Below are 12220 nucleotides of genomic sequence, written 5' to 3'. Positions count from 1 at the left end.
TTCAAAGTTTCCTTTGCAACTTCAACCACTTGCGCTTCCGATCTCTCGTTAGCGGGAGGCGAATTCTACAGCGTTACTCGCTGCTGTCAACACCTCTTTTTCTCCGCTTTCGACCGAGAAGATCGAATCGTCAAAAGAGCCAAACAACACCGCCCTTTCAACTCCTTCTGGGCTTCGATGATCTGAAGCAACTCGCTGTCGAAAACTGTGTAACTCTTTGTTTACCAAGGAGTTTTCCGTTTCGACTGCGCCGGAAGTGGGGCGAATTATAGACTTCCAGAATCTGCCGTCAACCCCTAATTTAGCCTTTCTATCAGGATGCTCAAAATCACTGCTTATATATAGACGCGAACACCTTGAATGCGCAGTATATTGCCCAACACTAGAACAATACGTTCGTTTCCTGCCTTGGACGATGCCACGCAATGAATGACCACCCCCGCAGCCTTGCCTCGACCCTGTTCTCGGTTGGCCTGCTATTGATAGCCATGGCGTCGATCCAGTCCGGAGCCTCCCTGGCCAAAAGCATGTTCCCGGTTATCGGTGCGCAGGGGACAACGACCCTGCGGTTGATTTTCGCCAGCGTAATCATGCTGATACTGCTGCGCCCATGGCGTGCGAAGCTCACCGCGAAATCCTTGCGCACGGTCATTGTCTACGGGATGGCACTCGGCGGCATGAACTTCCTCTTCTATATGTCCCTGCGCACAGTCCCATTGGGAATCGCGGTAGCGCTGGAGTTCACCGGGCCGCTGGCGGTTGCTATTTATGCCTCACGTCGCGCGATCGACTTTTTATGGATCGCACTGGCCGCCATCGGGTTGCTGTTATTGATACCCACGGGAGCCACGACTGCCGGTATTGATCTGGTCGGTGCGGGTTATGCCTTGGGGGCCGGAGTCTGCTGGGCGTTGTACATTCTATTCGGCCAGAAGGCCGGTGCAGACAATGGCGTACAGACTGCTGCACTGGGCGTCATGATTGCCGCACTGTTCGTAGCGCCTATCGGTATTGTGCATGCCGGCGCCGCGCTGCTGACGCCATCACTGATCCCCATAGCGATCGGCGTCGCCCTGTTGTCCACTGCCCTACCCTATACGCTGGAAATGGTCGCCCTGACCCGAATGCCAGCCCGGACCTTCGGCACGCTGATGAGTATTGAACCTGCGATCGGTGCCCTGTCAGGTCTGTTGTTCCTCCATGAATACCTCTCACTGTCACAGTGGATGGCTATCATCTGCATCATTCTGGCTTCCGTCGGCGCGACCATGACCATGGGCGGTGCCGCCAAACCTGCGGTTGCCGCGGATTAATACAGGATTTGACGAAGGTCTGGTATTTACCGCGCAATTAGGCCATGTTTAGGCCCGTAACCCAGTGTCAGACATGGATTTTTCACGATAGGGATATAAGAACGCTTCAAGCTAAAGCGAACACGGCCAGACCCGGGCGCAAAGATCCGGGGACGCTATAAGGACAGCAATGAAACGAATTTTGATACTGATCGCCATACTTGCAGTTGCGGGCTGCGCGGCGACTTCGGAAACTCATACCAAACGTGGCAAGAAAGGATTGCATATCAACTGTTCCGGGCTGTCGTCATCCTGGGACAAGTGCTACACCAGCGCAGCCAACTCCTGTGCGCCCAAGGGATACAAGGTCATCGCAAAGTCAGGGGATGGCGTGGAAGAACCTGGCGATTATCCGTTTGGTCTCAACCCGGCCGGCTATACCAGCCGCAGCATGATCGTCATCTGCAAGTAGGCCGTCTCTTCAGGTCCGCGGGCCGGCGATCTGACGGCTGATCTCATCGTAACTGGACTTCAGTACCGTGCGCTGGATGTCAGGGGTGGCGAGCATTCGCGCCACAACCAACGCGCCGATGCATTGCGACAGAATCGCCCATGCCAGGCTGTCGCTCTCCAGAATCCGCGCCCAACTCTCTTGTAGCCGACAAATCCAGTTCTCCGCTTGCTGCCGGACCAGCACGTCTGAACGGGCTATTTCGGCGCCCAATGCCGGCAAGGCGCAACCCGACTCCGGGTGTTCGACATGGGACATGCTCAAATAATGCTTCAGGCAACGCTCGAGCCTGTCACGGTCCTGATCCGCCCCCAATCGTTCCAGACTTTGAACCAGCTCACGCTCGACAATTGAAGCGAACAGCTCATCCTTCGACGAAAAGTGGCTGTAGAAAGCCCCACCACTCAAGCCGATCGCCTTCATCAAGGCATCGACACCGACTGTTGCGAAACCCGACTTCTTCGCCGACAACGCACTGCTTTCCAGCAGCTTCTGTTTGGTTTCCAGTTTGTGATTGGCCGAGTAACGCATTGCCTTGCCCTCTGTATTGATCATCTTGACGCCTGCCGAATCGTAGCATAACGTTCGTTTAGTTAACGATCGTTTAGCAAAGAGAGCACCTCATGAATAATAAGAAGGTCGTACTGGTTGTCGGCGCCGGTGATGCTACTGGTGGAGCTATTGCCAAGCGTTTTGCTCAAGAAGGATTTGTCGCCTGTGTCACCCGGCGCAGTGCGGACAAACTCCAGCCATTGGTGGACGCCATCAAAGCCGAGGGCGGTGAAGCCCATGGTTTTGCCTGTGATGCGCGCAAGGAAGAGGACGTGATTGCGCTGGTCGAGCAGATTGAAAGCCAGATCGGCCCCATCGAAGCGTTTGTGTTCAACATCGGCGCCAATGTGCCGTGCAGCATTCTCGAAGAAACCGCTCGCAAGTATTTCAAGATATGGGAAATGGCCTGTTTCTCAGGATTTCTCAATGCCCGTGAAGTGGCCAAGCGCATGGCCAAGCGTCAGCGGGGCACGATTCTGTTTACCGGCGCGACTGCCGGCCTGCGGGGTGCCGCCGGATTTGCAGCATTCGCCGGTGCCAAGCACGGCATTCGCGCACTGGCTCAAAGCATGGCCCGCGAACTGGGGCCGATGAATATTCACGTTGCCCACGTCGTCGTCGACGGCGCTATCGATACTGACTTTATCCGCAACACCTTTCCCGAGAAGTACGCCACCAAGGATCAGGATGGCATCCTCAATCCCGAACACATCGCCGAGAACTACTGGTACCTGCACAGCCAGCCCCGTGACGCCTGGACATTCGAGCTGGATCTGCGCCCATGGAGCGAACGCTGGTAAGCCCTCCCCAATAACAATAATCAGAGCGCATTGAACATGAGCAAAACCGTTGAGTTCTACTTCGACCTCGGCAGCCCTGCCACCTACCTGGCCTATACCCAACTGCCGAAAATCTGCGAGCAGACAGACAGCCAACTGGTCTACATCCCGATGCTGCTGGGCGGCGTTTTCAAAGCCACCGGCAACGCTTCCCCCGCGACCATTCCGGCCAAGGGCCTCTATATGTTTCAGGACCTGGACCGCTACGCCAAACGTTATGGCGTGCCACTGAAGTTCAATCCGCACTTTCCCATTAATACATTGATGCTGATGCGCGCCGTCACTGGCATGCAGTTACGTCATCCCGAACGCTTCCAGGCATTCATCGACTGCCTGTTTAAAGCGCTTTGGGTCGAGGGACGCAGCCTCGATGACCCGGCGACCGTCGCTTCAGTGTTGACGCAGAACGGCTTTGACCCCAACGAAGTGCTGGCCTTGACCGCCGATGAAGACGTCAAGGCCGCGCTCAAGGACAACACCGAGAAAGCGGTGCAACGCGGCGTGTTCGGCGCCCCCAGCATGTTCATCGATAACCAGCTGCTCTTCGGCCAGGATCGACTGGACTTCGTGATTGAAGCCCTGCGTTAAATCTCGATGACCAACCGCCCCTGAGCCGCTCCGCAAAACTGCAGCTCATGGGCGGCCTCGGCGGTTTGCAGAGTGAACGCCCGAGGATCCATCAACGGCTTCAGCTTGCCCGCCTCGATCAAGAGAGCCGCCTCACGAAGAATCTCCCCGTGACGCTCGCGCCCCACGCCGGTGAGTAACGGCAATAACGTAAATACGCCGGAATAGGTTGCGCCACGAAACGAGAGCGGCGCCAAACTGTGCTGCCCCCAACCGAGGCAACTCAACACATGACCGTGATAAACCCGTACAGCCTTGAATGACGCATCCAGTGTCTCACCGCCCACCGTGTCGTAGACGATATCGAAGCCCTCCCCATCCGTGTGTTGCGCGACATATTCCTCGACCGAAGACTGGCGATAGTCGATAAACGTCGCACCGAAGCCTTCGATGATTGCCTGATGCCTGGCAGAACCGGTGGCAAACACCTGGGCACCGAAGGCGCGGGCTATTTGCACCGCGACATGCCCCACACCACCCGCACCACCATGAATCAGCACCTTCTGCCCCGCACGCACCCGCGCCCGGTCCACTAACCCTTCCCAAGCCGTAATCAACACCAACGGCAACCCCGCCGCCTCACGCATACTCAAATTGCCTGGCTTGCGCGCCAGCAGTCTGGCATCGATTGCTGCGTACTCCGCCAACGAACCCTGCGCCCCGCCAATTCCGGTGGCCATGGCATAAACCTCATCGCCCGGCAGCCATCCACTGACCCCCTCCCCCAACGCCTCGATGGTTCCCGCCAGATCAATGCCCAACACAGCCGGCAATGACTGACGCGCATGGGCGGCCTGGCCCGAACGGATTTTTCCGTCCAGTGGATTTACCCCGCTGGCTTTGATCCGGACCAATACCTGCCCTGCTTCCGGCACCGGCCGTTGAATGGAAGCCAAGCGTAGCGGCGCGTTGGCCGAGTCGACAATCAGAGCGCGCATTTCAAGTGAGTCAGTCATTTCGCATATTTCCGTCAGAGGTGGCTGTGGGATAAATCTTCGGCCAACCAACTCATGCTGATAAGACGCCAAATAGCTATAGTGACCATGCCTATGCGGCATCAATGAGAATTCCCGTGGACAAACTCAATGCAATGGCAATCTTCGTAAGGGTCGTCGAACGCGGCAGCTTTTCTGCGGTTGCCCGAGAGATGCAGACCAGCCAGCCCACCATCAGCAAAGTGCTCAAGGCGCTGGAGACCGGGCTGGGCGGAAAACTGATTGCACGCAGCACCCGCCAGCTTTCCCTGACGGATGAAGGTCAGCGGTACTACAACGAATGTCGACAAATCCTCGCAGCCGTCGATGCGGCCGAGCACAGTTTCCAGTCCGGCAGGGAGCGCATTGCCGGTCACCTGCGCATCGGCTCCTCGGTCAGCTTCGGGCGTTTGCAGATTGCCCCGCGCCTGGCGCAATTCCTTGAGCGCCATCCCGGCATAGAAATCGACCTGCAACTGAGTGATCAAAACCAGGACCTGATCAGCGAAGGACTGGATGTCACCTTCAGAATCGGTGAGCTGAATGACAGCGGCCTGATCGCCCGTCACATCGGCACCACCCACCGCGCAACTGTCGCAACGCCGGCCTACCTCAAAAAACACGGCCAACCGCACACGCCGGCAGAACTGGGCGGGCACAACTGCCTGCAGTTCAATCTGCTGAACAGTCAGAATCTATGGATTTTCGAGAAAAACAATCAACGCCACGAGGTGCGGATCAAGGGCAATGCGCAAAGCAACAACTCGGAGGCGATTCGCGAGATGGTGCTGGGGGGACTGGGGATTGCGTTGTCGCCGGTGTGGCTGTTCAGCGAAGACTTGAAAGCCGGGCGAGTGACAGCGATTTTGCAGGACTACACCGCGCAGTCACTGCCGATGCAGGCTGTGTCCCCGGCGAATCGTCGCCAATCCGCCAGGGTCAAAGCCTTTGTCGACTACATGAGCCAGGCGCTGGAAGCAGCGCCTGAACTCAAGCCGATCAGATAGCAGCGGTTCGAGTGTTCAGCCACTCAAGGGCTGCACCGTCGACCAGCGGACTCAAGCGTTCGCGCACTTCGGCGTGATACGCGTTGAACCACTGTTTTTCGTCCTGAGTCAGCAACGACGGTTCCAGGCAGCGCGTGTCGATCGGGCACAGGGTCAGGGTTTCGAATTTCAGGAACTCACCGAATTCGCTCTTGCCCGCTTCACGGTTCAACACCAGGTTCTCGATCCGCACGCCCCAGCGACCCGGACGGTAGGTGCCCGGTTCGATGGAGGTGATCATGCCCGGCTGCATCGCGGTTTGCGGCGCAGCAACAGCTTGATAGGCAATCACTTGCGGGCCTTCGTGAACGTTGAGGAAGTAGCCGACACCGTGACCGGTGCCGTGACCGTAATCAACGTTCTCCGCCCAGATCGGCGCACGGGCGATGGCGTCCAGCAACGGCGACAAAATGCCCCGAGGGAATTGCGCACGGGACAGCGCAATGACGCCTTTGAGCACACGTGTGCAATCGCGCTTCTGCTCATCGGTTGGCGTACCGACCGGCACCATCCGCGTGATGTCGGTGGTACCGCCCAGGTATTGGCCGCCGGAGTCGATCAGCAACAGACCGTCGCCCTCGATCACCGCGTGCTCTTCTTCGGTCGCGTGGTAATGCGGCATCGCCCCGTTGGCGTTGAACGCGGCAATGGTGTTGAAACTCAACGACACGTAATCCGGACGACGCGTGCGCGCTGCGGTCAGGTGTTCGTCGATGGTCAGTTCGGTGATGCGTTCGCGGCCCCACGCCGACTCCAGCCAGGCGAAGAATTCGCACAGCGCCGCGCCATCCTGCTCCATGGCCTGACGGATGTGCTCGGCATCGGCCAGGCTTTTCTGCGATTTGGCCAATGTCGTCGGGTTCAGGCCTTCGACCAGTTTCACGCCGCTGTTCAGGTTATCCAGCAAACCGGCGGTGACGCGTGCCGGATCGACTTGCAGGCTCGCGCCGCTCGGCACTGCGCGCAAGGCGTCGGCCACTTCGCTGTAATCGCGCAGGGTCACGCCGTCCTGTTCGAGGACCGCGCGCAGCTCGGCGCTGACTTTGCTCAAGGCCACGAACAGGGTTGCCTGTTGTTGGCTGATCAAGGCGAAAGAGACAAACACCGGGTTGAACGACACATCGCCGCCGCGCAGGTTGAACAGCCAGGCGATGTCGTCGAGGGTGGCAATGAAATGCCAGTCGGCGCCACGCTCTTTCAACACCTCACGCAGGTTGGCGAGTTTTTCGCCACGGCTGACCGTCGCCTGAGGCGGCAGGTGCTGATAGATCGGCTCGTTCGGCAACGTCGGGCGATCGCTCCAGACTTCGCTCAACAGATCGACGTCGGTGCGCAGACGGGCGCCGCGCTCTTCGAGCTTGCTACCCAACGTACGTGCCGAGGCCACGGCCATCACCGCACCGTCTACCGCGACGACGCCGCCTTCAGGGGTTTGCTCGGCCAGCCAGTCCAGCGGGCTGGGTTGACCCGGTTGCAGCTTGACCAGTTCGATGCCGCTGCCTTTAAGCTCCTTGGTCGCTTGCTCCCAATAACGGCTGTCGGCCCAGACGCCGGCAAAATCCGGTGTGACGATCAGCGTGCCGACCGAGCCATGAAAGCCCGACAGCCATTGCCGTCCTTGCCAGTAGCCCGGCAGGTATTCCGACAGGTGCGGATCGGCTGACGGCACCAGCAGGGCGTGAATGCCCTCCCGGCTCATCAGCTCGCGGGTGTGCGCCAGGCGCTCGGGCACCGATCCATTGATCGAAGGCTGCGTACTCATCATGTCTCCTGCTAATCACTTCATCATTATTGTTGAGTGCCGATCAACGTCGGCACTTGAGGCCTTATTGCCAGAATGCCGGGGCACTGGCGCAGGCCGCTTTAATCAGTTGTGCCGCCTGGTCGATGTCCTGCTCGGTCGTGAAACGCCCCAGGCTCAAGCGAATGGTGCGGCTCGCCGAGCGGGCGTCATGCCCCAGTGCCAGCAGCACATGGGACGGCGCATTGCTCGCGGAATTACAGGCCGAGGTCGCAGAAAACGCAATCGATGCGCTCAACGCCGCGGAGTTGAACTCGCCTTCACTGAAGGTCAGGCTCAAGGTGTGAGGGATGCGCTGGGTCGCGCTGCCATTGAGGCGAACGCCGGGAATGCCCGACAGGTGCTCGAGCAAGCGCTCGCGCAGGCGCGCAATCGTGGCTTTCTCTTCATCGAACAGTTGCGCGGCCAGGGCGAACGCCACGCCCATGGCGGCAATCTGGTGAGTCGCCAGGGTCCCGGAACGCAAGCCACCTTCATGACCGCCCCCGTGAATCTGCGCCTGCAAACGCTGTTGCGCGCGAGGCCCGACATACAGCGCGCCGATGCCTTTGGGACCGTAGATCTTGTGCGCCGAAAACGACATCAGGTCCACCGGCAATTGCGCCAGGTCGATGGCCACTTTCCCCGCGCCCTGGGCCGCATCGACATGGAACAACGCCTCGCGGGCCCGCACGACCTCGCCGATGGCCGCGATGTCATTGACCGTGCCCAACTCGTTGTTGACCAGCATCAGCGACACCAGAAAGGTGTCTTCGCGCATCGCTTCGCTGACCGCTTGCGGGGTGATCAGACCTTGCGCGTCGGGCACCAGATACGTCACGGCAACACCGGCATCCTGCAATTGCCTTGCGGTGTCGAGAATCGCCTTGTGTTCGATCTGGCTGGTGATGATGTGCCCGCCGGACACTCCGCGAGCCTGGGCCACGCCCTTGAGGGCGAGGTTATTCGATTCGGTGGCGCCGGAGGTCCAGACGATCTGGTCGGCTTGCGCCCCCACCAGCCCGGCGACTTGCTGTCGCGCCTGCTCGACCGATTGCCGGGCCTGTTGGCCGAATGCATGGGAGCTGGACGCAGGATTGCCGAAGTTTCCGGCAAACCCCAGACACTCGACCATGACCTTGATGACCCGCTCGTCCACCGGCGTGGTGGCGGCGTAGTCGAAATACAACGGACGTTTATTCATAAAAGACTCGCAGAGCTTGTTCCGGGATCAGGTGCTGGCAACCCGTGCGCCAGCAATACCTGATCGGATGCGTTAAGAAAGTACGACTTCACTTGAAAGTGCGTAGGAACGCTCCTGAAGTCGAGCTTAACAGGCATCGGGCAACCGGTTGAAGCAATGCGTCAGCTAAAGCTTTCCAGCATCAACGGATACAGCGAAACCACCAGCAACGCGGCCATGCCCCAATTGAACACGCGCAACCAGCGGCGGTCCTTGAGCACGTTGCGCAGCAGCGTGCCGCACGCGGCCCAGACGCCAACGCTCGGCAGGTTGATCAGGGCGAAAACCGCCGCAATCACGATGACGTTGGTGAAATAGCCCTGCATCGGCGTGTAGGTGCTGATTGCACCGATGGCCATGATCCAGGCCTTGGGGTTGACCCACTGGAATGCGGCCGCGCCGAGGTAGCTGATCGGTTTGCTTTCACCGTTCTCGCCGTCGGATACCGGACCGGAATGCGCGATTTTCCACGCCAGGTACAACAAATACGCCGCGCCAACGTAGCGCAGCACGGTGTAGAGCAACGGATAGCTTTGAAACACTGCACCCAGACCAAAACCCACCGCCACCACCAGGACGAAGAACCCGCAGGTAATGCCAAGCATGTGGGGGATGGTGCGGTTAAAGCCGAAGTTCACGCCCGATGCCAGCAACATCGTGTTGTTCGGGCCGGGGGTGATCGAGGTAACGAGAGCGAACAGGGCGAAACCCAGCAGCAGATCGAGCGAGAGCGTCATTGGTGGCAGTCCGTCAGGGTCATTCAGGTATTGACCCTATCGCACGCCTGCCGGGAAACCCATGGACAGTTGGGTGAAACTTCGAGCAGTACAGTCGCTCAGCTTGGGCGACCGTGCAGTTGAACAGTGCGCTCGGCGTTCATTTCGCCTTGTTTGTCGAAGCTGAAGGATTTCTGTGGCTGACCGAGCAATTCAGCTTTTTTCGCGTGGTATTCATCGAAGGACAAACCGCGACGATTCAGCGATTCCAGTGCCAGTTCACGGGTTTCCTCGGCGGTGTAGGGCCGCAGTTCCGGGGATACGTGGCTGGCACATCCGGCGAGAACGGAGACGGCGAGCATCAGGAAAGTGGCGAGTAGAGGTTTCATGGTCTGGCGTCCTGGCATCTGGGTTCGGGGCAATGAACACAGGCTACTCGCGCCTTTGGATGGGCAGAAATCAACGCTCTCGATAGTGGGTATTGAAGCCGAATTACCACACCTTGTAGGAGCCGGCTTGCCGGCGATGAGGACCTTGGACCTTGCGGTGTTTTTGCGGCCGCCATCGCCGGCAAGCCGGCTCCTACAAGGGATGTGCATATTTCTTAATGATCTATAAATATCTTGCAATGATCTTTTGAGGAATAACAAACAGCCTTTATAACAACCCCATCGCCTTACACAACTGTTGCCCACGCAACTGTTTGCCAGGCAACAGTCATTCAACAAACAGTCCTTAAAATCGAACAGCACGCAGTCATCAATACGCTGCAAGCCACGTAAATCGTGGGCTCGAAGGATTGGTACAGCTCTTGCTCAAGCCCTGTGACTACTCACTACTCACTGCTCGCTGAGCAACTGTTTAAAAAGGAACTGATCATGTCGCGTCCATTGAAAGTCGTTGCCCTCTCCGGCGGTACCTGGCGTCCGTCCCGCACGTTGGTGCTGACCCAAGCGCTGTTGGCCGAACTGGCCGGGCAATTGCCGATCGAGAGCAAGCTGATCGAACTGGGCGACATCGCCCGGCCACTGGGCGCGGCCCTGTCGCGCCAGGAACTGAGCGCCGACATCGAAGCCGAGCTGCAAGCCATCGAAAACGCTGACCTGCTGATCGTCGCCGCGCCGGTCTATCGCGGTTCGTACCCAGGCCTGCTTAAACACCTCTTCGACCTGATCGACTTGAACGCGCTGATCAATACGCCGGTGCTGCTCGCCGCCACCGGTGGCAGCGAACGGCATGCGCTGGTGCTCGATCACCAACTGCGCCCGCTGTTCAGTTTCTTCCAGGCGCTGACCCTGCCGATCGGCGTCTACGCCACCGAAGCCGATTTCGCCAATTACCAAATAACCAGTGAGCCCTTGAAGGCCCGCATTCGCCTTGCTGCAGAACGCGCCGCGCCGTTGTTCGGCGTGCACCCCAAAAATCTGCTGAAAATCGCTTAAGGATCTTTTCATGGATGTTTTCTGGTTTCTGCCGACCCACGGCGATGGCCATTACCTGGGCACCACCCAGGGCGCTCGCCCGGTGACGCTCAACTATCTGAAACAAGTCGCGCAGGCCGCCGACAGCCTCGGTTATCACGGCGTGCTGATTCCCACCGGGCGTTCCTGCGAGGATTCGTGGGTCATCGCTTCGGCGCTGGTGCCGTTGACCGAACGCCTGCGTTATCTGGTGGCGATTCGTCCGGGGATTATTTCGCCAACCGTCTCGGCGCGCATGGCCGCGACTTTGGATCGTCTGTCCAACGGCCGCTTGCTGATCAACGTGGTGACCGGTGGCGACCCGGACGAAAACCGTGGCGACGGGATCTTCCTCGATCACAGCGAGCGTTATGAAGTCACCGACGAATTCCTGCAGATCTGGCGTCGCGTGCTGCAAGGCGAAGCGGTGGACTTCGAAGGCAAACATCTGCAAGTGCAAAACGCCAAGGCCCTTTATCCGCCGGTGCAGAAACCCTATCCACCGTTGTACTTCGGTGGTTCCTCTGAAGCCGCCCATGAACTCGCCGCCGAGCAGGTCGATGTCTATCTGACCTGGGGCGAACCACCGGCCGCCGTCGCGGAAAAACTCGCTGATGTGCGTGAGCGCGCAGCACGCAACGGGCGCACGGTGAAGTTCGGGATTCGCTTGCACGTGATCGTTCGCGAGACGGCCGAAGAGGCGTGGAAAGCCGCCGACAAACTGATCGAACACATCAGCGACGAAACCATCGCCGCCGCGCAAAAGTCGTTCTCGCGTTTTGACTCCGAAGGCCAGCGGCGCATGGCGGCGCTGCATGACGGACGTCGCGACAACCTGGAAATCGCCCCCAACCTGTGGGCCGGTGTCGGCCTGGTGCGCGGCGGTGCCGGCACGGCACTGGTGGGTGATCCGCAGCAAGTGGCGGCGCGGATCAAGGAATACGCGGACCTGGGGATCGAGAGCTTTATCTTCTCCGGTTATCCGCACCTTGAAGAGGCGTATCGCTTTGCCGAGCTGGTGTTCCCGCTGTTGCCTGAACCGTACGCAAGCCTGGCGGGGCGTGGCGTGACCAACCTCACCGGGCCGTTTGGCGAAATGATCGCCAATGATGTGCTGCCCGCCAAAGCCACGGCCTGACCCACCTACTACCTGTAGGAGCGAGGCTTGCCCGCGAAGAAA

General features: G+C 59.1%; 13 protein-coding genes and 1 pseudogene. 8 read left to right on the top strand and 6 right to left on the bottom strand.

The window, feature by feature from the left end; translation table 11 throughout:
• From IB246_RS28775 to IB246_RS25785, 3 genes and pseudogenes are all read left to right on the top strand, one after another.
• Positions 1–186, top strand: a pseudogene (locus IB246_RS28775) (hypothetical protein); the annotation flags it as partial.
• Between the two features lie 239 nt (positions 187–425).
• On the top strand, positions 426–1313 hold the full coding sequence (gene rhtA / locus IB246_RS25790; protein WP_008043004.1) for a threonine/homoserine exporter RhtA: 888 nt from the start codon (positions 426–428) through the stop codon (positions 1311–1313).
• A gap of 169 nt (positions 1314–1482) precedes the next feature.
• Positions 1483–1764 (top strand): hypothetical protein, encoded by a 282-nt coding sequence (locus tag IB246_RS25785; RefSeq protein WP_008043007.1) that lies wholly within the window; start codon positions 1483–1485, stop codon positions 1762–1764.
• Between the two features lie 9 nt (positions 1765–1773).
• On the opposite strand, the gene IB246_RS25780 is transcribed toward IB246_RS25785, so the two are convergent.
• Positions 1774–2334, bottom strand: coding sequence for a TetR/AcrR family transcriptional regulator (locus tag IB246_RS25780; RefSeq protein ID WP_008032598.1), 561 nt, complete (start codon positions 2332–2334; stop codon positions 1774–1776).
• Positions 2335–2426: 92 nt separating this feature from the next.
• Here IB246_RS25780 and IB246_RS25775 point away from each other — a divergent pair, with 92 nt between their 5' ends.
• Positions 2427–3155 carry an SDR family oxidoreductase gene (locus tag IB246_RS25775; RefSeq protein ID WP_008043009.1) on the top strand — a complete coding sequence of 243 codons (729 nt, stop codon included), beginning with the start codon at positions 2427–2429 and terminating at the stop codon, positions 3153–3155.
• Positions 3156–3191: 36 nt separating this feature from the next.
• Positions 3192–3782, top strand: coding sequence for a 2-hydroxychromene-2-carboxylate isomerase (locus IB246_RS25770; RefSeq protein WP_008043011.1), 591 nt, complete (start codon positions 3192–3194; stop codon positions 3780–3782).
• Here the strand turns inward: IB246_RS25770 and IB246_RS25765 are convergent.
• A complete protein-coding gene (locus IB246_RS25765) occupies positions 3779–4777 on the bottom strand; it encodes a zinc-dependent alcohol dehydrogenase family protein (RefSeq protein ID WP_008043016.1) in 999 nt (332 codons plus the stop codon). The genes IB246_RS25770 and IB246_RS25765 overlap by 4 nt on opposite strands.
• Positions 4778–4881: 104 nt before the next feature.
• Between IB246_RS25765 and IB246_RS25760 the strand changes: the two genes are divergently transcribed.
• Positions 4882–5802 (top strand): LysR family transcriptional regulator, encoded by a 921-nt coding sequence (locus IB246_RS25760; RefSeq protein ID WP_008043022.1) that lies wholly within the window; start codon positions 4882–4884, stop codon positions 5800–5802.
• Here the strand turns inward: IB246_RS25760 and IB246_RS25755 are convergent.
• From IB246_RS25755 to IB246_RS25740, 4 genes are all read right to left on the bottom strand, one after another.
• On the bottom strand, positions 5795–7603 hold the full coding sequence (locus tag IB246_RS25755) for an aminopeptidase P family protein (protein ID WP_008043023.1): 1809 nt from the start codon (positions 7601–7603) through the stop codon (positions 5795–5797). The two genes, IB246_RS25760 and IB246_RS25755, sit on opposite strands and share 8 nt — an antisense overlap.
• Positions 7604–7667: 64 nt before the next feature.
• On the bottom strand, positions 7668–8825 hold the full coding sequence (locus tag IB246_RS25750) for a cysteine desulfurase family protein (protein ID WP_008043024.1): 1158 nt from the start codon (positions 8823–8825) through the stop codon (positions 7668–7670).
• Positions 8826–8986: 161 nt separating this feature from the next.
• On the bottom strand, positions 8987–9601 hold the full coding sequence (locus IB246_RS25745; RefSeq protein WP_008032608.1) for a LysE family translocator: 615 nt from the start codon (positions 9599–9601) through the stop codon (positions 8987–8989).
• Between the two features lie 98 nt (positions 9602–9699).
• Entirely contained in the window at positions 9700–9969 is a 270-nt protein-coding gene (locus IB246_RS25740) for a hypothetical protein (protein ID WP_008043025.1), read from the bottom strand.
• Between the two features lie 489 nt (positions 9970–10458).
• Here IB246_RS25740 and msuE point away from each other — a divergent pair, with 489 nt between their 5' ends.
• Both msuE and ssuD read left to right on the top strand, forming a co-directional pair.
• The gene (msuE, locus tag IB246_RS25735) at positions 10459–11022 is read left to right on the top strand and encodes an FMN reductase (RefSeq protein WP_008032612.1); all 564 of its coding nucleotides are present in this window, start codon (positions 10459–10461) and stop codon (positions 11020–11022) included.
• Between the two features lie 10 nt (positions 11023–11032).
• On the top strand, positions 11033–12178 hold the full coding sequence (gene ssuD / locus IB246_RS25730) for an FMNH2-dependent alkanesulfonate monooxygenase (RefSeq protein ID WP_008032614.1): 1146 nt from the start codon (positions 11033–11035) through the stop codon (positions 12176–12178).
• Positions 12179–12220: the final 42 nt, after the last annotated feature.

It is taken from the genome of Pseudomonas sp. PDM01 (assembly GCF_014852325.1).
In the GTDB taxonomy this organism is placed as follows: Bacteria; Pseudomonadota; Gammaproteobacteria; order Pseudomonadales; family Pseudomonadaceae; genus Aquipseudomonas; species Aquipseudomonas migulae.
Note: the sequence above shows the minus strand (reverse complement) of the source record. Positions and strands in the feature narration are given on the sequence as shown.